Here is a 22,159-nt window from a genome sequence, read left to right as displayed (position 1 = left end):
CCAAAAGCCGCTCTTTCCTGTATCAGCACCCGGATTCCTAGGACAATACAGCATGACTGACCAAGCCAGCAAAACCGCCCCGGCGGCCAAGAAACTCTTCATCAAGACCTATGGCTGCCAGATGAATGTCTATGACAGCCAGCGCATGGCCGAGGCCATGAGCGCCGAGGGCTATGAGCTGACCGAGGATCAGGCCCAGGCCGACATGGTCCTGCTGAATACCTGTCATATCCGTGAAAAGGCGGCGGAAAAGCTGTATTCCGACCTGGGCCGGCTCAAGCCGTTCAAGGCCGAGAAACCCGACCTCAAGATCGGTGTAGCAGGCTGCGTGGCGCAGGCCGAGGGCGAAGAGATCATCCGCCGCATGCCGCTGGTCGATCTGGTGGTGGGGCCGCAGACCTATCACCGCCTGCCCGAGATGCTGCGCGGCGAGGCACCGAAGATCCTCACCGAGTTTCCCGAGGAGGACAAGTTCGACCACCTGCCGCAGCGCCGCGCGACCCGCCGCGCCCCGGCCGCCTTCCTGACCGTGCAGGAGGGCTGCGACAAGTTCTGCGCCTTCTGCGTCGTCCCCTATACCCGTGGCGCCGAGGTCAGCCGCCCGGTGGATCGTATCCTGCGCGAGGCTCGCGACCTGGTCGAGCGCGGCGTGCGCGAGATCACCCTGCTGGGCCAGAACGTCAATGGCTGGCATGGCGCCGGAGAGGATGGCCGCGAATGGGGTTTCGGCCGGCTGATCCGCGCCTTGGGTGAAATCGAGGGGCTGGACCGTATCCGCTACACAACCAGCCATCCCAATGACATGGCCGATGACCTGATCGCGGCGCATCGCGACGTGCCGCAATTGATGCCCTATCTGCATCTGCCGGTGCAGTCGGGCAGCGACAGGATCCTGAAGGCAATGAACCGCAAGCACACGGCCACGCAATATCTGCACCTGATCGACCGTATCCGCGAGGCGCGGCCCGACATCATGCTGACCAGCGATTTCATCGTCGGTTTCCCCGGCGAGACCGACCAGGATCATGCCGACACGCTGCGCCTGATCGAAGAGGTCGGCTTCGGCACCGCGTTCAGCTTCAAGTATTCCCCCCGCCCCGGCACCCCGGCCTATGAGCGGGCCGAGATCGACAGCGCTGTCGCGGATGCCCGGCTGCAGGAATTGCAGGCGCTATTGAGCCGTCAGCAGAAGGCAGCGCAGGAAAGCATGATCGGGCGGACCCTCGGCGTGCTGTTCGAGAAACCGGGCCGGATCGACGGTCAGATGATCGGCAAATCGGATTACCTGCATTCGGTCTTCGTGCATGCCCCGGATGCGCGGGCCGGTGACCTGGTGCCGGTCCGTATCGTCGAGAGCGCGCCCAATTCGCTGCGGGGCGAATTGGCGGCGTGATCCGCGTCCCGCGATGGCCGGGGGCTGTCCGCCCCCGCCAGCCCGAGGATATTTTCATGAAGAAGAAGATGCAGCCTGCCTGGCCGCGATAGGTGCGGATCAGAGCGAGAATGACGTCCCGCAGCCGCAGCTCGAAGTGACGTTCGGGTTGTCGATGGTGAAACGCGCGCCGATCAGCTCGTCGGTGAAATCGATCACCGCACCGGCCAGGTAGGGCAGCGAGACCGGATCGACCACGACCTTCTGGCCACCGCCTTCCAGCACCAGATCATCATCCTCGGCCTTGTCCAGCCGGATGTCATATTGAAAACCCGAACATCCTCCACCCGACACCGCCACGCGCAGGGGGCGGGTTTCGCCCGAGATATTGATCTCGGCCAGTTGGGCAAAGGCACGTTCAGTCACTTTCGGAGGCACGTTCATGGGGCGTTCCCGTTCTCAAAGACACGGATGGAATATAGGCTTGACCTGCATTTCCCGCAAGGATGGTCCATGACTGCGCCCTATGCCTGCCAACCCCAAGACAGCCGTGGCCGCCTCTGGCCCGAACGCATGTCCACCTTCCGCTCGCCATGGCAGCGCGACCGGGACCGGATCATCCACTCCTCGGCCTTCCGGCGGCTGAAGCACAAGACACAGGTCTTCGTCGAGCATGACGGCAAGGAATATCGCGGCGATTACTTCCGCACCCGCCTGACCCACACGATCGAGGTCGCGCAGGTCGCCCGCACCATTGCCGGGGCGCTGGACCTGAATACCGATCTGGCCGAGGCCGTGGCACTGGCCCATGATCTTGGCCATCCGCCCTTCGGCCATACCGGCGAGGATGCGCTGGCCGCGCTGATGGAGCCCTTTGGCGGCTTCGATCACAACGCGCAGGCGCTGCGCATCGTCACCCGGCTGGAGCGGCATTATGCCGATTTCGACGGGCTCAACCTGACATGGGAAACGCTGGAGGGGATCGCCAAGCATAACGGTCCCATATTGGACCGCAATGACGCGGGCGATCCCCTCCCCGCGCCGCTGCCCTATGCGCTGGCCGAGGTCGATGCAGCCTGGGACCTGGAACTGCACACGAATGCCAGCGCCGAGGCGCAGGTGGCGGCGGTGGCCGATGATGTCGCCTATAATCACCACGACCTGCATGACGGGCTGCGCGCCGAATTGTTCACCGAGGAGGAACTGGCGGAACTGCCGGTCATCGGCCCGGCCTTCGCCGAGGTTGACCGTCTTCATCCCGGCCTCGACCGGATGCGGCGGCGGCACGAGGCGCTGCGGCGGGTCTTTGGCGTCATGGTCGAGGACGTGATCGCGGTGGCCGAAAACCGTCTGGCCGGGCTGCAGCCGCAATCGGCGCAGGAAATCCGCGACATGGAAGGGCCGATCATCCGCTTCTCGAAACCGCTTTACCAGAATATCAAGGCCATCAAGTCCTTCCTGTTCCAGCGCATGTATCGCGCCCCTTCGGTCGTCGATGAACGCCACCGCGTCACCAAGATCGTCAACGATATGTTCCCGCTCTTCATGAAGGATCCCGCGAAGATGCCCGAAAGCTGGCAGCGCGCCATCCTGCTGGCCGGAGACGAAACGGATCGCGCCCGGATCGTTCTCGATTACGTGGCGGGCATGACCGACCGCTACGCCATCGCCGAACATCAGCGGCTGTTTCCGGAATAGGAAGCCAGATCAGCACCGGAAAATCGCAACTAATTATCAACCTCATTCATGATCTTGTAGAAAATTATGAATTTGCGGACAGCAGCATCACTCTCTATGTTGCGGGCTTCCTGACCAAGGGTGACGACCATGACCGGCAGACTGCCCCCCTCCCCCGTATTCAAGGCGCTGAACAGCGCCGCCGCCGAGCGTATCCTGATCCTTGACGGCGCGATGGGCACGCAGATCCAGGCCCTTGGGCTGGACGAGGACGATTATACCGGGCGCGCCTCGGGCCATGCCTGCCGCCATCATTCCGAGCATCCGCAAAAGGGTAATAACGACCTGCTGATCCTGACCCAGCCCGAGGCGGTCGAGGAGATCCATTACCGCTATGCCAAGGCGGGTGCCGATATCGTCGAGACGAACACATTCTCGTCAACGACCATCGCGCAGGCCGATTACGGACTGCAAGGCGCCGTGCATGACCTGAATGCCGAGGGCGCGCGCGTGGTGCGCCGGGCGCTGGACCGTGCCACGGCCGAGGACGGCAAGCCCCGTTTCGTCGCCGGGGCACTCGGGCCGACCAACCGGACCGCCTCGATCAGCCCGGACGTGAACGATCCGGGCTTTCGTGCGGTGACCTTCGAGGACCTTCGCACCGCCTATCTGCAACAGGCCACCGGGCTGATCGAGGGCGGCGCGGATATCCTGCTGATCGAGACGATCTTCGACACGCTGAACGCCAAGGCGCCATCTTCGCCTGCCTTCAGGCGATGGAGGCGCATGGGCAGGCGCTGCCGCTGATGATCTCGGGCACGATCACCGATGCTTCGGGGCGCACCCTGTCGGGGCAGACACCAACGGCCTTCTGGCATTCCGTCAGCCATGCGCGGCCCTGGACGGTGGGGCTGAACTGCGCGCTTGGCGCCGCCGCCATGCGCCCGCACCTGGCCGAGATGGCCGGGGTGGCCGACACGCTGATCTGCGCTTATCCCAATGCCGGACTGCCGAATGCCTTCGGCCAATATGACGAAGGCCCGCGGGACACCGCCGAACAGGTGGCCGAATTCGCCCGCGAAGCTGGTGAATGTCGTCGGCGGCTGCTGCGGCACGACACCCGAACATATTACCGCCATTGCCGAGGCCGTGGCCGAATTCAGCCCGCGAAAGGTTCCCGAATATGCCTGACCGCCAGCTTCGCCTCTCCGGTCTCGAACCCTTCGTCCTGACGCCCGATATTCCCTTCGTGAATATCGGCGAGCGCACGAATGTCACCGGCTCGGCCCGGTTCCGCAAGCTGATCACCAATCGCGACTATGCCACCGCGCTGGACGTCGCCCGCGACCAGGTCGAGAACGGCGCCCAGATCATCGATGTGAACATGGATGAGGGGCTGATCGATTCGAAGGCGGCGATGGTCGAGTTCCTGAACCTGCTGGCGGCAGAACCCGATATCGCCCGCGTGCCGATCATGATCGACAGTTCCAAATGGGAAGTGATCGAGGCCGGGCTGCAATGCGTGCAGGGCAAATCGGTGGTGAACTCGATCAGCCTCAAGGAGGGCGAGGAACAGTTCCGCCATCATGCGGGCCTGTGCCTGGCCTATGGCGCGGCAGTCGTGGTCATGGCCTTTGACGAGCAAGGCCAGGCCGACACCCTGCAGCGCAAGACCGAGATCTGCGCCCGTGCCTACAAGATCCTGACCGAAGAGCTGGGCTTTCCGCCCGAGGATATCATCTTCGATCCGAATATCTTCGCCGTGGCGACGGGTATCGAGGAGCATAACAATTACGGCGTCGATTTCATCGAGGCCACCCGCTGGATCCGCCGGAACCTGCGGCATGCGCATGTCTCGGGCGGGGTGTCCAACCTTTCCTTCAGCTTCCGTGGCAACGAGCCCGTGCGCGAGGCGATGCATGCCGTGTTCCTCTATCACGCCATCCAGGCGGGGATGGATATGGGCATCGTCAATGCCGGGCAATTGGCGGTCTATGACCAGATCGACCCCGACCTGCGCGAAGCCTGCGAGGACGTGGTTCTCAACCGCCGCGATGACGCGACCGAGCGGCTTCTGGACATCGCCGAACGCTATCGCGGCGAGGGCGGCAAGGAGAAGCGCGAGAAAGACCTGACCTGGCGCGAATGGACCGTCGAGAAGCGGCTGGAACATGCGCTGGTCAACGGCATCACCGAATATGTCGAGGCCGACACCGAAGAGGCGCGGCAATCCGCCGCCCGCCCGCTCGACGTGATCGAGGGGCCGCTGATGGCCGGGATGAATGTCGTCGGCGACCTGTTCGGCGCCGGCAAGATGTTCCTGCCGCAGGTGGTGAAATCCGCCCGCGTGATGAAACAGGCCGTCGCCGTGCTGCTGCCCTATATGGAAGAGGAGAAACGGCTTAATGGCGGCACCGAGCGCGAAACCGCCGGCAAGGTGCTGATGGCCACCGTGAAGGGCGATGTCCATGATATCGGCAAGAATATCGTCGGCGTCGTGCTCGCCTGCAACAATTACGAGGTGATCGACCTGGGCGTGATGGTGCCCTCGCAGAAGATCCTCGAAGTGGCGAAGGAACAGAATGTCGATATCATCGGCCTGTCCGGCCTGATCACCCCGTCCTTGGACGAGATGGTGCATGTCGCCTCGGAAATGGAGCGCGAGGGTTTCAACGTTCCCCTGCTGATCGGCGGGGCCACGACCTCCAAGATCCATACCGCCGTCAAGATCTCGCCGCGCTACCACAAGGGCGCCGCCGTCTATGTCACCGATGCCAGCCGCGCGGTGGGCGTGGTGTCCTCGCTGCTCAGCCCGGCGCAACAGCAGGCCTATGTGGACAATATCCGCAGCGAATATGCCGCGGTCGCCGACCGTCACGAACGCAACGAGGCCGCCAAGCAGCGCCTGCCCCTGTCTTCCGCCCGCGCCAATGCGCTCAAGCTGGACTGGACGGGGTTCAGGGCCACCGCCCCCTCCTTCACCGGCACGCGCATCATCGACGATTGGGACCTGTCCGAGATCGCCCGCTATATCGACTGGACCCCCTTCTTCCAGACATGGGAGCTGAAAGGCGTGTTCCCCCGCATCCTGGAAGACGAGAAACAGGGCGAGGCGGCGCGGACACTCTATACTGAGGCGCAGGAGATGCTGACCCGGATTATCGAGGGCAAATGGTTCTACCCCCGCGCCGTGGTCGGCTTCTGGCCCGCAAATGCGGTGGGCGACGATATCCGCCTTTATACCGGCGAGGACCGGGCCGAGACCCTGGCCATGCTGCACACGCTGCGCCAGCAGATGGCCAAGCGCGGCGGGCGCCCGAACGTGGCGCTGTCCGATTTCGTCGCCCCCGAAGGCGCGGGGCCGGACTATGTCGGCGGCTTCGTGGTAACGGCAGGCCCCGAGGAATCCGAGATCGCCAGCCGTTTCGAACGCGCCAATGACGATTATTCCGCCATCATGGTCAAGGCACTGGCCGATCGCATCGCCGAGGCCATGGCCGAGATGCTGCATGAACGCGCCCGTAAGGAGTTCTGGGGCTATGTGCCGAACGAGGCTTATTCCCCCGAGGAACTGATCGCCGAACCCTATAACGGCATCCGCCCCGCCCCCGGCTACCCGGCCCAGCCCGACCATACCGAGAAGCGGACATTGTTCGACCTGCTGGATGCCGAGGCGCGACGGGCGTGAAACTGACCGAGAGCATGGCCATGTGGCCCGGCTCATCGGTGTCGGGTCTCTATATCGGCCATCCCGAGGCCTATTATTTCGGCGTCGCCAAGGTCGAGGAGGACCAGGTCCGCGATTATGCCGCGCGCAAGGGCATGTCCATCGAGGAAACCGAGCGCTGGCTGGCCCCGATCCTGAACTACGTGCGGACGGACGCGGTGGCCTGACCGGCCTCCGCCCCTGTCCTTCTTCTTCATGCAAAATATCCTCTGGGGGTCCGGGGGGCGAAGCGCCCCCGGCCACCGCGGGACGCAATCACTCTTGGTCTTCCCGGACTGGCGGTCGCCCTAGACGTCGACCACCACCTTGCCGATCGGGTTCGAACAGCAGGCAAGGATGTACCCCTCCTCGATATCCTCCTCCGAGATGCCGCCGTTATGGACCATATGCACCTCGCCCTCCAGCTTGCGGGTCTTGCAGGTGCCGCAAAGGCCAAAGGTGCAGCCCGAGGGGATGTTCAGCCCATTGGCCTTGGCGATGGTCAGCACGGTGTCGGTCTCGTGGCAGCGCGCACTGATACCCGATGCGGCAAAGACCAGTTCCGCCCTTGCGTCCTCGTCGGGGACCACATCGTCCAGTTCCGGGGCCTGCGCCTCGGTCTTGACCGGGGCACCAAAGCTTTCCTGGTGGTAGCGGTCCATGTCGTAGCCAAGCGAAATCAGGATATCCCGCACCGCCTGCATGAAGGGTTCGGGACCGCAGCAGAACACCTCGCGCTCGAGATAGTCGGGGGCCATCAGGCCCAGCATCAACTGGCTGATCCGGCCGCGATAGCCATGCCATGACCGGAACTCGTCATGCTCCTCGACGGTGATATGCAGTTGCAGCCCCGATTCCCGGTTGGCCATGTGGTGCAACTGCTCGCTGAACAGCACGTCCGAGGGGCGGCGCGCGGCATGGACGAAAACCACATCGGGCTTCAGCCCGCTATCCCACAGCCAAGTGGTCATGGACATCATCGGGGTGATGCCCGATCCGGCCGAGATGAACAGGTATTTCTTCGCCGAATGCCGCTGCAGGCTGAAGATCCCCGACGGCCCCCAGGCCTTCAGCTTCATCCCCGGCTTCAGATTGTCCATCATCCAGCGGGTCCCGATCGAGTCGGGCTGCGCCTTGGCGGTGATCGAGACATGCATCGGCCGCGAGGGCGAGGATGACAGCGTATAGGTGCGCTGCACATTCCCGCCCGGCACCGGCAGATCCAGCGTGACGAACTGGCCGGGTTCATAGTCGAACCAGGCCCCGGATGGCGCACGGAAGGTGAAGGTGGTGGTGTCCGCCGTCTCGGGGATCATCTGGGTGAATTCCAGCATCTCGGAATCGTCCCAGGGCTCTCCCGACCAGTTGATACGCTGCTTGCCCATGGCTTACTCCGCCGCCGCCTGTAATCCCAAACGGCTGGACATCAGGCCGCAATACCAATCGACCAGATGCAGCACGCCCATCTCCTGCCGGGGCGAATAGGGGCCGGGCTCATAGGCGGGGCTGAGAATGCGGCCTGGTTTTCCTCGACCACGCGGCGATCCTCGTCATTGGTGGCCAGCCAGACCTCGGTCAGCTTGGCCAGGTCGTAATCCTTGCCCTCGACCGCGTCCTTGTGGACCAGCCATTTCGTCGTCACCTCGGTCTCGGTCGGGCTGATCGGCAGGATGCGGAAGACGATGGCGTGATCGGGCAGGAAATGGTTCCAGCTCGTTGGGAAGTGATAGAACATCATCGCCCCGGCATCATTCCACGGAATCGTGCCCATGCGCCGCGACACGGCCGCCTTGCCGGACATGGTAAAGCTTTCTGCATGATCCATCAGCGGCACCCGCGCCAGGCGCCACTGCATGTCGGGGGCGTTCACGAAACGGGCGGGCAGACCCGCGGCATCGCAGCGGTCCCAATGCTCCAGGATCTCTGCACTGGCCGAGTTCGGCCCCTCCATCACGGTCATCTCGGGATCGTCGGAATAGGTCCGGCACAGCGAAGGGTGAGAGCCGCCGCAATGATAGCATTCGCGGTTGTTTTCCATCACCAGCTTCCAGTTGCCCTTCTCGACGATGGTCGAGCTGAAGGCGACTTTCGCGTCCGTGAGGGCACTGGGGGCAAGATAGGTCATCAGGTTCCTGGCGAGATCATTGATCGCCGGGGGAACCTTGGCGATGCAAACGAACACCATGCCCCCGATATCGACGCAATGGACCGGTTTCAGCCCGTATTTCGAGGCATCGAAACCATCGCCCATATCGCGGGCATAAAGGAGTTTGCCGTCCAGGTCGTAAGTCCATTGGTGATAGGGACAAACCAGCTTGGGATTGCTCCCCGAGGTCTTGGGACACAGCCGCTGGCCGCGATGGCGGCAGACATTGTGGAATGCACGGATCCGGCCATCTGCCCCGCGGATGACGATCACCGGATATTGCCCGACATTCAGCGTGGCGAAATTTCCGGTCTTGGGGATCTCGCAGGTCGGGACGGCGAACAGCCATTCACGATACCAGATCTGCTCCAGATCGTCCTGGAACGCCTGCTGACCGCAATAGAGGTCGCGCGGCAGGGAAAAGCCGGGCTGACGTGCCGCGATCAGTTCGGCAGTGGAGGGGGCTGTGGTCATCGCGCACCTGTGGTTTCCATCTTGCGCTTTCAGCGCTGCTTGACATGGCGCAGGCCGTCCGATCACTGCGAGATGGGCGTCTGCCCCCTTAAACTACCCTTGGCGGCGATTCCGTGCGGACAATTTGCGACACAACAAAGACGGATTGAGACACTCAGGGTTAATCACGCTCTGTTGACGGCCTCTGCCGCAACGGGAACGGCCATCCCTAGCCCGCTGTTCCGAAGGAAGTATTTGCCTCACGCCCGGCATTCGCGGGCATAGAGATCCGCATAACGGGTGATATCGTCCTCACAAAGATAAGAGCCGGTCTGCACCTCGACCAGGATGACCGGCAGCTTGCCCGGATTCTCCAGCCGGTGAGCGGCGCCGAGGGGCACGTAGATCGACTGGTTCTCGCTCACCAATGTCCGGATTCCGTCTATCGTCACCCTCGCCGTGCCCGACACGACGATCCAATGTTCCGAACGATGCATATGCCGTTGCAGCGACAGCGAGGCGCCGGGTTTGACCACGATCCGCTTGACCCGGAAGCGGTCGGCGAGCGCCAGCGTCTCGAACCAGCCCCAGGGGCGGTGATCGCGGGGAAAGGCCTCTGCCTGTTTCCGGTTTTCGGCACGCAGCACAGCGACTGCGCGCCGCACATCCTGCGCCCGGTCCATCCCCGCCACGAGCACCGCATCGCCCGTCGCCACCACCATCATGTCCTGCAACCCGATTCCGACGACCTGGATCTCGTCATCCGAGCGCAGCAGCACGTTCCGGCAATCGATCGCGGTCGAGTTCGAATCTGCCGCCACAGCGTCATCGTCCGGTGCCAGCCGCAGCGTCTCGCGCCAGACCGCGTCCCAACCGCCAAGATCGGCCCAATGCCCCTCAAGGCGCAGAACGGACAGGTTGCGGGCCTTTTCCATGATGGCGCAATCGATCGACTGCGCGGCCATCCCCTCCCACGGCGCATATGCGAGCCGCAGGAAGCCCAGATCGGTCTGCGCATGATCCAGCGATGCCTGAACGGGCAGCAAATATTCCGGCGCGTGGATGCGAAACGCCTCGATCATGTCCTTGGCCCGAAAGAGGAAAATCCCCGAGTTCCAAAGATGCCGGCCATCGGCGCACATCCGTGCCGCCTGTTCGGGCGCAGGCTTTTCGAGGAAACGCCGCAAGGCTTGCGGATCCTCGCCCGCCCCGGCCAGTTCGAGATAGCCATAGCCGGTTTCGGGCCGGTCGGGCGGGATGCCGAACAGGACGATCCTCCCCGCGCGCGCGAGCTTTGCCCCCTTTTCGACCATGCGGGTGAAGGCCCCCGGATCGGAAAGCAGATGATCGGAGGGCGCGACGAGCAGAAGCCTCTCGGGGTCGTGATCCGCGACCGCCAGGGCGGCGGCGAGTATCGCGGGCGCGGTGTTGCGGCTGACCGGTTCGATCATCACGGCGGCTGGACCCAGGCCGATCTGTTCCAGCTGTTCCGCCACGATGAAGCGGAAATCGGCATTGGTCATCACCATCAGCCCGGCATGATCCAGCCCGCATAACCGCCGGGCCGATGCCTGGAACAGGGATTCATCGCCCAGGAGCGCGGTGAATTGCTTGGGAAAGCTTTTCCGCGAGACCGGCCAGAGCCGGGTTCCGGAACCGCCCGCCATCAGCACCGGCGTAATCTTTCCCGTCGCGTGACCGCCCATCCGCCAATATACCCGCCGCTTCCGTTTCTTGCGCATGGCGGCCAGGGCTGCCACCCGTTCTGAAACGATAGGCGACAAGGATATGCCCGGGGAAGTAGATGGATAAACTTGTCGATATTACGCCATGGATCCGGTGACGGCCTTCCGCGGTTTCCCGGCCACGTAGACCTGCGCGACCGACCGGTCATCCCCCATGATCTGCAGGATGAACAGCTCTTCCGACAACGCCTCTGCCCGTTCCATCCGCAGGGCCATCGCCTCGGTCGCCCGCGCGTCCAGCACCACCAGGTCGGCATCCGATCCGGGCTCCAGCGTGCCGATCCGGTCCTGCATCCCCAGGGCCAGCGCATTGCCGCGCGTCGCCCAGTGGAAGGCCTGCAGCGGATGCAGTTTCTGGCCCCGCAACTGCAGGATCTTGTAGCCCTCGTTCAGCGTCTGCAACATCGAATAGCTGGTGCCGCCACCGACATCCGTGGCGATACCGCTGACGATTCCCGCCGCACGCAGCCCTGCCTCGTCGAACAGGCCCGAGCCGAGGAACAGGTTCGAGGTCGGGCAGAACACCGCGCGGCTGCCGGTTTCCGCCATCCGGGCGATCTCGCGCTCACGCAGATGGATCGAATGGCCCAGCAGGAGCCTGTCGGACAGCAAACCGTATTTTTCGTATATATCCAGATAATCCCGAGCCTTGGGATAAAGACTTAGAGTAAATTCGATCTCTTCGATATTCTCGCTCAGATGGGTCTGGACATGGCAATCGGGACATTCGCGGGCCAGCGCGCCCGTGGCCTCCATCTGCTCGGGCGTCGAGGTGATGGCGAAACGCGGTGTGATCGCATAGCGCTGCCGCCCCCTGCCATGCCATTTCTCCAGCAGGCGCTTGCTGTCGTCATAGCCCTGCTGCGGCGTGTCCAGCACGGAATCGGGCGCGTTGCGGTCCATCATCACCTTGCCCGCGACCATTGCCATGTCGCGCGCCTCGGCGGCGGCGAACAGCGCCTCGGCGCTGGTGGCATGGACCGAGCAGAAGGCGACGCCCGTCGTCGTGCCATGCGCGGTCAGATGATCAAGGAACAGCCCCGCCATGCGGGCGGCGTGATCGGGATCGGCGAAACGCGCCTCTTCGGGGAAGGTATAGGTGTTCAGCCAGTCCAGAAGCTGCGCGCCCCAGCTTGCGATCACCTGCACCTGCGGAAAATGGATATGCGGATCGATGAAGCCCGGCATGATCAGATGCGGGCGGTGGTCGATCTCGGTCACGCCCGGACGGGCGAGCGCGGCATATTCATCCACGGCAAGGATGCGGCCATCCTCGATCAGGATCGCCCCATCCTCGATATAGCGGTGGTTGTCGTCAGTCTCAGAGGGATCGGCGTGAAAGCCGAGCACTCGGCCACGGATCAGCTGTTGCATGGATATTTTTCTGAAGAAGAAGTTGCGGTCAGCCGGGTCATCAACTCGGCGGCGGTAAAGGCGGCGATTACCCCCGGGCGCTTGTCGGACGAGAACCCCGCGCCGATGGGAGAGGTCAGCGGCGCCGGGTCGATGCCACGGTCGCGGGCAAAGCGGTTGAACTGCGCGCGTTTCGTGGCGCTGCCGATCATGCCGATATAGGCGAGGTCGTTGCGCGACAGCGCCTCGGCGACCAGCATGAAATCCAGCGCATGGTCATGGGTCAGGATGACGATGGCGGAACCGGGGCGGGCGGCGCGGATCTCGGCCTCGGGCAGTGGAGTGAGACGGGTCTCGATACCGGGCGCAGCGAGCGCCAGTTCCTCGGGGCGCTGGTCGATCAGCGCGGCATTGACCGGCAGCGGCTGCAGCGCCAGCGCCAGCGCCCGGCCGACATGGCCCGCGCCGAAGATCAGCACATCGGGATGATCCTGCGGCACCGCGCCCCCTCGGTCGAGGCTGAGCCGGACACGGCCACCGCAGCATTGCCCGATCTCTGGGCCAAGCGGGATATCCATCTCGGCCTGCGCCTCGCCGGTTTCCAGCATCCGCCGGGCGCGGTCGATGGCCATGTATTCCAGTTGCCCGCCGCCGATCGTGCCTTCGACAGAATCGGGGCCGACGAACATCTCGGCCCCCTCGTCGCGCGGGGTCGAGCCCTTGGCCGATATGACGCGGACCCGGATCATCCCTTCAGCCGGTTCACGGCCATCAGCACGCGCTCGGGCGTGGCGGGGGCATCGAGGCGGGCAGGTTCGCGGTAATCGCCCACCGAGGCGACGGCCATGTTGATCGCCTCGAACACGCTGATGCCCAGCATGAAGGGAGGCTCGCCCACGGCCTTGGACCGCTTGATCGTGCGCTCGCTGTTTTCCGACCAGTCGGCCAGCTTCACGTTGAAGATGCGCGGGCGGTCCGAGGCAAGCGGGATCTTGTAGGTCGAGGGCGCTTGCGTGCGCAACTGGCCCTTGTCATCCCACCAGAGCTCCTCGCAGGTCAGCCAGCCGGTGCCCTGCACGAAGGCGCCCTCGACCTGGCCCTTGTCGATGGCCGGGTTCAGGCTGCGGCCGACATCGTGGATCACATCGGCGCGATCGATCACGTATTCACCGGTCAGCGTATCGACGGAAACCTCGGACACCGCCGCGCCATAGGCGAAGTAATAGAAGGGCCGCCCCTGCCCCGTCGCGCGGTCCCAATGGATCTTGGGCGTCTTGTAGAAGCCCGCCGCCGACAGGTGGATGCGGGCCATATAAGCGGCCTTGATCACCTCGTCCCAGGGGATCGCCGTCTCGCCCGCCATGACATGGCCGGGCACGAAACGCACATCCTCGCGCGGGGCCTGCCAGCGCTCGGCGACGAAATCGACCAGCCGGGCCTTGATCTGCTCGGCCGCGTCCAGCGCCGCCATACCGTTCAGGTCGGTGCCCGACGAGGCCGCGGTGGCCGACGTATTCGGCACCTTCTCGGTCGTCGTCCGGGTGATCTTGATGCGCGAGATGTCGCATTGAAAGGCCTCGGCCACGACCTGCGCGACCTTGGTGTTCAGGCCCTGCCCCATCTCGGTTCCGCCATGGTTCAGCGCGATGGAGCCGTCGGAATAGACATGGATCAGCGAACCGGCCTGGTTGAACCATGTCGCGGTAAAGCTGATGCCGAATTTCACCGGGGTCAGGGCGATGCCCTTGCGGATCACGCCTCCCTTCGAGTTCCAGTCCAGCACAGCCTGACGGCGGGCCTGGTAATCGCTGTCAGCCTCGAGTTCCTCGAAGATGCGCGGCAGGATCTGGTCGCTGACCTCCTGGTGATAGGGGGTCAACTGCCCGTTCTTGTAGAGGTTCTTCTGCCGGATCTCGTAGGGGTCGCGGCCAAGCGCATAGGCGATCTCTTCGATCATCCGCTCGGCCACGATGACGCCTTGCGGTCCGCCAAAGCCCCGGAACGCGGTGTTGCTGACGGTGTTGGTCCGCATCGGATGGCTGCGCAGAAGCACATCGGGGTAGTAATAGGCGTTATCGGCGTGGAACAGCGCCCGGTCGGTCACCGGCCCCGACAGATCGGCCGAGAAACCGCAGCGCGCATACCAATCGCCCTCGACGGCCAGGATATGGCCCTCGTCATCGAAGCCGACCTCGTAATCGACCACGAAATCATGGCGTTTGCCGGTCGCCGTCATGTCGTCGTCGCGGTCGGGGCGGATCTTCACCGCGCGGTTCCATTTCTTCGCGGCCATGGCGGCGACGCAGGCGAACAGGTTCATCTGCGTCTCCTTGCCGCCGAATCCCCCGCCCATGCGGCGCACATTCACGACGACCGAATGCGATGGCACGTCCAGCACATGGGCGACCATATGCTGCACCTCGCTTGGATGCTGGGTCGAGACATTGACTGCGACATCCTCGTCCTCGCCCGGCACCGCCATGGCGATCTGGCCCTCGAGATAGAAGTGATCCTGCCCGCCGATCCCGAACCGTCCCTTGATGCGGCGTGGAGCGGCGGCCATCCCGGCCCCGGCATCGCCACGTTTCAGCGTTAGCGGCTCGGTGACGTAATCCATCCCGGCATCGCGCGCAGCAACGGGGTCAAGCGCGAAGGGCAGCTCTTCATAGTCGATCCTGGCCTTGTGGGCGGCACGGCGGGCCTGATCACGGGTTTCGGCGATGACCGCAAAGACGGGCTGACCCCAGAACTTCACCTCATCTTCGGCAAAGACCGGATCGTCATGCTTGTCATTCGGCGCGACATCGTTGACGCCCGGAACATCCTTGGCGGTCAGCACCCCGATAACCCCGGGCGCGGCCAGCGTATCGGTGAAATCCATCCCGGTGATGCGGCCATGGGCGCATTGCGACAGGCCCAGATAGGCGTGGAGCAGGCCATGAGGCTCGGCCAGATCGTCGGTATATTCGGCCCGGCCGGTCACATGCTTGATGGCCGAATCGTGGATCGTCTCGCTATGGGCCAGACCCTTGATGAGGGTATCGTCTTTCATGCTCATTCTCCCACCGCGTATTGCAGCCGCACGGGCAGATCGGGTTCGGATTGCTCCAGCCAGAAGCGGCGGAACAGGTTGGCGGCGATGGCCTGACGGTATTCGGCGCTCGCCCGCCAATCGGTCAGGGGCTGGAAATCCCCTGCCACGGCACGGGCGGCGGCGTCGAAGCTGTCGGCGGCAAAGGGCTGCCCGGTCAGCGCCGCCTCGGCCTGCGCGGCACGCTTGGGAATCGCGGCCATGCCGCCGAATGCGACCTTCGCCTGCGTGATGATACCATTTTCAACGCTCAGGCAAAAACCGGCGGCGACGGCGGTGATATCGCTGTCGCGGCGCTTCGAGATCTTGTAGGCGGCCAATTTCGCCTGGCGGTGCGTCGGGATGATGACCTCTTCGACGAATTCACCGGGAGCACGGTCCTGCTTGCCGTAATCGATGAAGAAATCCTCCAGCGCCACCTCGCGCCGGGCCGCACCCTTGCGCAGCACGATCCGCGCGCCGAGCGCGATCAGCAGGGGCGGCGTGTCACCGATGGGCGAGCCATTGGCGATATTCGCGCCGACAGTGCCCATGTTGCGGACCTGCCAGCCGCCGATGCGCAGCCAGTAATCATGCGCGGCAGGGATATGCTTGGCAATCAGCGGGGCGGCCTCGCTATAGGTCACGCCCGCGCCAAGGCGGAGCTCATCGCCCTTCACCTCGATGCCCTTCATCAGGTGGCCAATGAAGACGGCGGGGGAGATGTCGCGCAGGAATTTCGTCACCCACAGCCCGACATCGGTCGCACCCGCCACAATGGTTGCCTTGGGGTTCTCTGCCAAAACTGTCGCAAAATCATCCACATCAGCGGGAATGATCGCACGTTCGTCACCCTTGGACAGCTCGACCCGGCCCTCGCGCATCGCGCGCAGCCGTGCCGCCACCGCGTCGCGCTCGACCGTCAGCGCATCCATCGCCTGACCGCCCAGCTGCCCGGCCGCCAGGGCGGCCTTCACGATCGGCTCATAGCCGGTGCAGCGGCAGAGATTGCCCTGCAGCGCCTCTTCGATCTGCGTCACGCCCGCCTGCGGATCGCTCATCCACAAGCCGTAAAGCGACATGACGATCCCCGGCGTGCAGAAGCCGCATTGGCTGCCGTGATGTTCGACCATCGCCTTCTGGATCGGATGCAGCCCGCCATCCGGGCCGCGCAGATGCTCGACCGTAACGACATGGCAGGCATGGCAGGATGCCAGGAACCGGATGCAGGCATTGATCGGCTCATAGACCAGCCCATCCCCGGTCAACCGGCCCAGCAGCACCGTGCAGGCACCGCAATCGCCCTCGGCGCAGCCCTCCTTGGTGCCGGTCAGGCGGCGGGCGATGCGCAGATGATCCAGCAATGTATCCGAGGTACCGACCTCGGTCAGCCTGATCTCCTGATCGTTCAGCAGAAAGCGCAGCTCGGGCTTCATGGCAATCCTCCTGGCTGTGAAACCGTCCGAAGCGTAAGCCGGAAAGAATCGTTGCGAAATCGGTCCCGACGCGGAAGACTTTACACGATTCCTTGAAAGCGGCCTAACCCGATGTCCTATCTTGAAAGTCTGAGAGTCTTCGTCCGCGTGATCGAACTGGGCTCGATCACCGCCGGTGGCAGGGACTTGCGGCTGTCGCCCGCCGTCGCCTCGAATCGTATCAAGGATCTTGAAAATCGCTTTGGTGTGCGGCTTCTGAACCGCACGACCCGCAAGCTGACCCCGACCGAGATCGGGCGCGCCTTCTATGACCATGCCCGCCGCGTCATCGACACGCTGGACGAGGCCGAGGCGATGGTCAGCAGCTTCTCGGGCAAGCCGCAAGGGGTGATCCGGCTGACCGCGCCCCTGGGATTGGGCCGACGATTGATCGCGCCATTGATCCCGCCCTTCTGCCACGAGAACCCGGGGGTGGAGTTCCGCCTGCGCCTGTCCGACCGCAACGTGAATATCGTCGAGGATGCCATTGATCTGGCTTTCTTTCTGGGGGAGCCTGCCGATTCGACACTGAAATGGCGAAAGATCGCGGATTGTCCGCGGATGCTGGTCGCCTCGCCCGAATATCTTGCCGCGCATGGCACACCCGAACGCCCCGAGGATCTGGCCGATCACAATTGCCTTTTGCTGCGATACCCGCGCAGCCCGGAATATTTCTGGGTGCTCCAGACCGGGGAAGGCCCGAAAAAGATGATGGTGTCGGGACGTTTCGACACCGATGACGGGGATGTGCTGACCTCGTGGGCGCTTGGCGGAGAGGGAATCGCGAATCGCCCGCAATACGAGGTGATCGACGACATCAGGGCCGGGCGGCTGGTCACCGTGCTCCCCGAAGCCCCGCCCATGCCCGCCCAGTTCGGCAGCCTGACCCCGCATCGCCGCCTGCAGGACCCAAAGGTCCGCATGTTCGCCGATTACGCGGTGCGGGAATTGAAGAAGGTCTTCTAGGGAAGTTTCAGCGAAACTGCGAAACCCCGTCATCGGCAAGCAATCCCTGCCCGGCCTGCCGTAATGTATCGGCCAGCTCGTCGAACCAGCCATCCGCCGGGGTGGAGGCGCGGCGCATCAAGAGCACCTGCCGCGCGGGCTGCGGATCAGGGAAACGAATCGCGGCGAGTCCCGGCGCCGCCGCCATTTCCTGCCTCCGGGCGATCTCGGGCAGGAAGGTCAGGCCCATCCCCTGCGCCGCCAATCGACACAGCGTGGAAAGCGACGCGGCGCCAAGATCCAGCCGCCCACCCCGGCGGGACAGCCCGCAGACCTCCAGCGCCTGATCGCCCAGGCAATGCCCCTCGTCCAGCAACAGAAGCTGCGCCGGATCCAGCGATTGCGGACGCAGGCTGTCGGCGCGGTCGGAAAAGCCGGCAATCCGCCCGGAACTCCCTGCCAACAGGAAACGATCGGTGAACAGGGGCACCGCGACCATGCCGTCATCCTCGGGCGGGGTGGCCACCACGGCGGCATCGAGGCGACCGGATTCCAATTCGTTCAGAAGCCGCTCGGTCATCGCCTCGCGCAGATGCAGATCCCGCCCGATATCGCTGGCCCGCAATTCCGGCAGCGCCTCGGGCAGCAGATAGGGCGCGACGGTCGGGATCATCCCGAGCCGCAGCCGCCCGCCCTGCCCCGGTTGCCGCAAGGCCTGCTCCAGCCCCGACATGGTTGCCAGCACCTTTCGGGCATGATCGGCCAGCGCCCGTCCGCGCGGTGTCAGCACGATCCCGGTCGGAGTCCGTTCGACCAGCTGCCCGCCCGCCATCTCCTCTAGCGCGCGGATCTGCATCGACAGGGCGGGTTGGGTCACGTGGATCGTCTCGGCCGCGCGGGTGAAATGCCTCTGCTCGGCCAGGGCCAGGAAGTATCGCAGCTGGCGGAAGGTGATATTCATAAGCTTCACTGATCGAATTATTCGAAATCCTGCCGTTCAGCTTATTCGGCACCAGAGGTCTTATCAATCCGGTAGCACTGGCAAGGGGCGATTATGCGGGATCGGTTCTCAACCGATTGGCGGCGCGTTCTTGCCATAGCGCTCCTCGTAATGCCGTTCGAGCCGCATCAGGGCCAGGCCCAGCACGATCTTGCCCGAGCGCGCCGTCCAGCCGAGGCGCCGTTCGGTCATCTCCATTCCTTCGAGAAAGCAGCAGATGCGCAGTGCGACATCGCCGAGCCCCGGTCCGAGATCGTGCAGCGCCGCCATCACCCGTTCGCGCGCACCGGTCGATCCGCCGCCGAAAGCCCGGCAAGCGGCATCGATGCCCGCGGTCAGGAAGCCTTCCCAGTTCTGGGTGACGCGAGGCCCCATCTGGGCCAGTTCGAAATCCTCGCGCAGCCGTTCTCCGGCGGCAACCATGCCGGGGGTCAGAAAGGGCTGGCCATTCGCATTGCGGCGTCGCGCCAGGACCAGCAGCGGGCTCTCGGCAAGATTGATCCGGGTGCGGCGGCGGCGGCCATCCTCGGGATCCTCGACGACATGTTCATCCCAGACCCGGTGCTTTTCGGCATGGTCCTCCGCGTCCCGCCCCCCGGCTTTCAGCATCCGCCGCAGCGCCTCGCGCCCCGGCGGCACCAGGACATAGCGCTGGATACGGCCGCCCTGCCCCGATTGCGCCACCCATCCGCGCAGGGCCATGGCCTCGGCCATGCCGCGATCCAGGACCGCGGTGCGGATCTCGTCGCGGGTCACGATGGCCTTTTCCATGCCCTTGGCGGTGACCATCACCGCCCCCGGCTCGGCCAGCCTGCGCAGGATCTGCCGGAACTGCCGCTCGTCCGCCTCCTCCGCAGGCGCTTCGGCGCGGGCCGACAGTGCGGCATCGACCAATGGATCGTCGCGGCGCTCCTCGAAACGGCGGATGCGGCGCAGCACGGTCGAGGCATGACAGCCCAGTTCCCGCGCCAATGCCCGGATAGGAACCCCATCCCTGACATGACGAAGGTAAAGCTCCACATCATCGAGCCTGTCGATATCGGGCCTGGACATCTGCCGGCGCGATTTTCCGGCCACCGGGAAATTCTGTCTCTGGATCATTCTCTTGCCTCTTGCTCGCGGGGCAAGGCGAACCTTTGTCCCGCGCTGGAAATCGCCCGGTGAATTGCTCGGCAACTCGTGGGCAGAGGCGCAACATTCCCTAACAAATCCTAAATATTTCTTTCCCTTACGTGCGCTGCGTCGCTCAATTCCGCAACAGGGACCCGCTCATGGGATGATGGCGGCATCACGAAAGCGACAGAGAGCCCCATGACCGCATTCACCGACATCACGGCCTTTCATCCCGCCAAGGCGATCAAGCCGCTTCACCGTCCGCGCAGCCTGGTCCGGGCGGGATGGGCCGGTCAGGCCGGATGGCATCGCAGCCGCGACCTGCCACGGCTTTTACGCAGCCCGGCTTGTCCTCCGGCAGGCAGCGCCCTGCCGCGCCTGAGAGCGGAGGAGGAAAGGCTCAACGAGGCCCGGCTGGAGCGCGCACCCAGCTATGACATGCAGCGGCATGTGCTGGTGATGATCGCCCTCCTGGCCGAGATGGCCGCGGCAGATCGCCCCCCGGTCACTTCCCGCGGAAAAGCGAGCCCAGCACGCCCCTGACCAGTTCCCTGCCGGCGCGGGTGCCCAATTGCCGGGCGAGGCTCTTGCCGAAGGTTTCCGCGATGCTGTCGGAGCGTGAGGAACGCGATGATTTGCGCCTGGCGGGCTCGGGCGGCTCGTAGCGCCGGCCCTGCTTGTATTCCTCGTTGCCCATGTCGAACAGGTCGTCATCCGATTTGGCGGAGGCTTTCTCCTCCGCCTCGGCACCGGCCTCTTCGGCCCGTTTCGCAAGCATCTCCTGCGCGGATTCCCGGTCGACCGTCTTGTCGTATTTCTCGGCCATGGGCGAGGCTTTCATCACCTCGGCCCGCTCGGCATCCGAGATCGGGCCAAGCTGGCTGAAGGGCGGGCGGATCAGCGTGCGCTGCGCGATTCCCGGCACGCCCTTGGCCTCCAGCAGCGAGGTCACCGCCTCGCCCGTGCCGACATTCTGGATCGCCTCGGCAATGTCGAAATCGGGATTGGCGCGGTAATTCTCGGCCGCGAGCCGCAATGCCTTCTGATCCTTGGCAGTAAAGGCGCGCAAGGCATGCTGCACGCGGTTGCCAAGCTGGCCCAGAATATCCTCGGGGATATCGGTCGGGCTCTGGCTGATGAACCAGACGCTGACGCCTTTCGACCGGATCAGCCGGGCCACCCGCTCGACCTTCTCGATCAGCGCCTTGGGCGCGTCATCGAAGAGCAGATGCGCCTCGTCGAAGAAAAAGGCGATCTTGGGGCGGTCGGGATCGCCCACCTCGGGCAATTGCTCGAACAGTTCCGACAGCAGCCACAGCAGGAATGTCGCGTAGAGGCGCGGCGAGTTCATCAACTGATCGGCGGCGAGGATATTGATCATCCCCTTGCCGCCCTCGCCCTGCCGCATGATATCGGCCAGTTCCAGCGCCGGCTCGCCGAACAGCTTGTCGCCGCCCTGGTTTTCCAGCACCAGAAGCGCGCGCTGGATCGCCCCCACGCTGGCCGGGCTGACATTTCCGTATTGCAGCGACAATTCATCCGCGTTCTGCCCGACCCAGACCAGCATCGCCTGCAGATCCTTCAGATCCGCCAGCGCCAGCCCCTGCTCGTCGGCGACGCGGAAGGCGATATTCATCACCCCTTCCTGCGCCTCGGTCAGATCCAGCAGGCGCGACAGCAGAAGCGGCCCCATCTCGGCTGGCGTGGTGCGGACCGGATGACCCTTTTCACCCCAGACATCCCAGAAAGTGACCGGAAAATCCTGGTAATCCAATTCCAGCCCGATCGTGTCCGCACGCTTCTGAAACGCTTCATGCAGCTTGGCCTCGGCGCTGCCCGACCGTGCGAGCCCGGCCAGGTCGCCCTTCACATCGGCCAGGAACACCGGCACACCGGCCAGCGACAGGCTTTCGGCCAATGTCTGCAAGGTCACCGTCTTGCCGGTCCCGGTCGCCCCCGCGATCATGCCGTGGCGATTGGCGTATTTCAGCAACAGCGATTGCGGCGTGCCGTAATCCTTTCCGCCCCCGCCGACAAAGACCGTGCCCGCCTCACTATCCAGAATTTGCGCCATCCTGACCTCTTTCTTCCCCAAGCCGTTTTA

The 22,159-nt window shown here is 64.2% G+C and carries 14 protein-coding genes and 2 pseudogenes; 5 read left to right on the top strand and 11 right to left on the bottom strand.

Features of this window, described 5'->3' with window-relative positions; all coding sequences use genetic code 11:
• Positions 1-52 precede the first annotated feature (52 nt).
• The gene (gene miaB / locus A7A09_RS03555) at positions 53-1,393 is read left to right on the top strand and encodes a tRNA (N6-isopentenyl adenosine(37)-C2)-methylthiotransferase MiaB (protein WP_106690122.1); all 1,341 of its coding nucleotides are present in this window, start codon (positions 53-55) and stop codon (positions 1,391-1,393) included.
• A 99-nt stretch (positions 1,394-1,492) separates the two neighbouring features.
• On the opposite strand, the gene A7A09_RS03550 is transcribed toward miaB, so the two are convergent.
• The gene (locus tag A7A09_RS03550) at positions 1,493-1,816 is read right to left on the bottom strand and encodes a HesB/IscA family protein (protein ID WP_106690121.1); all 324 of its coding nucleotides are present in this window, start codon (positions 1,814-1,816) and stop codon (positions 1,493-1,495) included.
• Positions 1,817-1,885: 69 nt separating this feature from the next.
• Here A7A09_RS03550 and A7A09_RS03545 point away from each other — a divergent pair, with 69 nt between their 5' ends.
• Together A7A09_RS03545 and metH are read left to right on the top strand one after the other, a co-directional pair.
• Positions 1,886-3,070 (top strand): deoxyguanosinetriphosphate triphosphohydrolase, encoded by a 1,185-nt coding sequence (locus A7A09_RS03545; protein ID WP_106690423.1) that lies wholly within the window; start codon positions 1,886-1,888, stop codon positions 3,068-3,070.
• 129 nt (positions 3,071-3,199) lie between these two features.
• Positions 3,200-6,943: pseudogene (gene metH, locus A7A09_RS03535) on the top strand (methionine synthase).
• Positions 6,944-7,063: 120 nt separating this feature from the next.
• Here the strand turns inward: metH and A7A09_RS03530 are convergent.
• The 7 genes and pseudogenes from A7A09_RS03530 to xdhA form a co-directional block, all read right to left on the bottom strand.
• A complete protein-coding gene (locus A7A09_RS03530; RefSeq protein ID WP_106690120.1) occupies positions 7,064-8,140 on the bottom strand; it encodes an FAD-binding oxidoreductase in 1,077 nt (358 codons plus the stop codon).
• Between the two features lie 3 nt (positions 8,141-8,143).
• A pseudogene (locus tag A7A09_RS03525) lies at positions 8,144-9,375 on the bottom strand (aromatic ring-hydroxylating oxygenase subunit alpha).
• Positions 9,376-9,614: 239 nt separating this feature from the next.
• The gene (locus A7A09_RS03520) at positions 9,615-11,096 is read right to left on the bottom strand and encodes a mannose-1-phosphate guanylyltransferase/mannose-6-phosphate isomerase (protein WP_245999118.1); all 1,482 of its coding nucleotides are present in this window, start codon (positions 11,094-11,096) and stop codon (positions 9,615-9,617) included.
• 81 nt (positions 11,097-11,177) lie between these two features.
• Positions 11,178-12,473, bottom strand: a complete 1,296-nt coding sequence (guaD, locus tag A7A09_RS03515; protein ID WP_106690119.1) for a guanine deaminase — start codon at positions 12,471-12,473, stop codon at positions 11,178-11,180.
• Positions 12,461-13,201, bottom strand: a complete 741-nt coding sequence (xdhC, locus tag A7A09_RS03510; protein WP_106690118.1) for a xanthine dehydrogenase accessory protein XdhC — start codon at positions 13,199-13,201, stop codon at positions 12,461-12,463. Before xdhC ends, guaD begins: the two co-directional genes overlap by 13 nt.
• On the bottom strand, positions 13,198-15,504 hold the full coding sequence (gene xdhB, locus A7A09_RS03505; protein WP_106690117.1) for a xanthine dehydrogenase molybdopterin binding subunit: 2,307 nt from the start codon (positions 15,502-15,504) through the stop codon (positions 13,198-13,200). Before xdhB ends, xdhC begins: the two co-directional genes overlap by 4 nt.
• Before the next feature lie 2 nt (positions 15,505-15,506).
• The gene (gene xdhA, locus A7A09_RS03500) at positions 15,507-16,958 is read right to left on the bottom strand and encodes a xanthine dehydrogenase small subunit (protein ID WP_211341028.1); all 1,452 of its coding nucleotides are present in this window, start codon (positions 16,956-16,958) and stop codon (positions 15,507-15,509) included.
• Between the two features lie 111 nt (positions 16,959-17,069).
• On the opposite strand from xdhA, the gene A7A09_RS03495 reads away from it, so the two are divergent.
• Positions 17,070-17,963, top strand: a complete 894-nt coding sequence (locus tag A7A09_RS03495; RefSeq protein ID WP_106690420.1) for a LysR family transcriptional regulator — start codon at positions 17,070-17,072, stop codon at positions 17,961-17,963.
• Between the two features lie 7 nt (positions 17,964-17,970).
• Here the strand turns inward: A7A09_RS03495 and A7A09_RS03490 are convergent, their stop codons facing one another.
• Together A7A09_RS03490 and A7A09_RS03485 are read right to left on the bottom strand one after the other, a co-directional pair.
• Entirely contained in the window at positions 17,971-18,903 is a 933-nt protein-coding gene (locus A7A09_RS03490) for a hydrogen peroxide-inducible genes activator (RefSeq protein WP_106690116.1), read from the bottom strand.
• Between the two features lie 108 nt (positions 18,904-19,011).
• Positions 19,012-19,995 (bottom strand): DUF6456 domain-containing protein, encoded by a 984-nt coding sequence (locus A7A09_RS03485; protein ID WP_170167023.1) that lies wholly within the window; start codon positions 19,993-19,995, stop codon positions 19,012-19,014.
• A gap of 258 nt (positions 19,996-20,253) precedes the next feature.
• Here A7A09_RS03485 and A7A09_RS03480 point away from each other — a divergent pair, with 258 nt between their 5' ends.
• Complete coding sequence (locus A7A09_RS03480) at positions 20,254-20,598, top strand: DUF6477 family protein (RefSeq protein ID WP_106690114.1); 345 nt, start codon at positions 20,254-20,256, stop codon at positions 20,596-20,598.
• On the opposite strand, the gene A7A09_RS03475 is transcribed toward A7A09_RS03480, so the two are convergent.
• Entirely contained in the window at positions 20,561-22,129 is a 1,569-nt protein-coding gene (locus tag A7A09_RS03475) for a helicase HerA-like domain-containing protein (RefSeq protein WP_106690419.1), read from the bottom strand. The two genes, A7A09_RS03480 and A7A09_RS03475, sit on opposite strands and share 38 nt — an antisense overlap.
• Between the last annotated feature and the right edge of the window lie 30 nt (positions 22,130-22,159).

It is taken from the genome of Paracoccus methylarcula (assembly GCF_003007735.2).
GTDB classification, from domain to species: Bacteria; Pseudomonadota; Alphaproteobacteria; order Rhodobacterales; family Rhodobacteraceae; genus Paracoccus; species Paracoccus methylarcula.
This window is presented reverse-complemented; position numbering and strand designations above follow the sequence as displayed.

Bases quoted from the DNA above. Each gene is read 5' to 3' on its own strand.
- miaB (WP_106690122.1), top strand. From the start codon at position 53: ATGACTGACCAAGCCAGCAAAACCGCCCCGGCGGCCAAGAAACTCTTC.
- A7A09_RS03550 (WP_106690121.1), bottom strand. From the start codon at position 1,816: ATGAACGTGCCTCCGAAAGTGACTGAACGTGCCTTTGCCCAACTGGCC.
- A7A09_RS03545 (WP_106690423.1), top strand. From the start codon at position 1,886: ATGACTGCGCCCTATGCCTGCCAACCCCAAGACAGCCGTGGCCGCCTC.
- A7A09_RS03530 (WP_106690120.1), bottom strand. From the start codon at position 8,140: ATGGGCAAGCAGCGTATCAACTGGTCGGGAGAGCCCTGGGACGATTCC.
- A7A09_RS03520 (WP_245999118.1), bottom strand. From the start codon at position 11,096: ATGCGCAAGAAACGGAAGCGGCGGGTATATTGGCGGATGGGCGGTCAC.
- guaD (WP_106690119.1), bottom strand. From the start codon at position 12,473: ATGCAACAGCTGATCCGTGGCCGAGTGCTCGGCTTTCACGCCGATCCC.
- xdhC (WP_106690118.1), bottom strand. From the start codon at position 13,201: ATGATCCGGGTCCGCGTCATATCGGCCAAGGGCTCGACCCCGCGCGAC.
- xdhB (WP_106690117.1), bottom strand. From the start codon at position 15,504: ATGAAAGACGATACCCTCATCAAGGGTCTGGCCCATAGCGAGACGATC.
- xdhA (WP_211341028.1), bottom strand. From the start codon at position 16,958: ATGAAGCCCGAGCTGCGCTTTCTGCTGAACGATCAGGAGATCAGGCTG.
- A7A09_RS03495 (WP_106690420.1), top strand. From the start codon at position 17,070: ATGTCCTATCTTGAAAGTCTGAGAGTCTTCGTCCGCGTGATCGAACTG.
- A7A09_RS03490 (WP_106690116.1), bottom strand. From the start codon at position 18,903: ATGAATATCACCTTCCGCCAGCTGCGATACTTCCTGGCCCTGGCCGAG.
- A7A09_RS03485 (WP_170167023.1), bottom strand. From the start codon at position 19,995: ATGTCCAGGCCCGATATCGACAGGCTCGATGATGTGGAGCTTTACCTT.
- A7A09_RS03480 (WP_106690114.1), top strand. From the start codon at position 20,254: ATGACCGCATTCACCGACATCACGGCCTTTCATCCCGCCAAGGCGATC.
- A7A09_RS03475 (WP_106690419.1), bottom strand. From the start codon at position 22,129: ATGGCGCAAATTCTGGATAGTGAGGCGGGCACGGTCTTTGTCGGCGGG.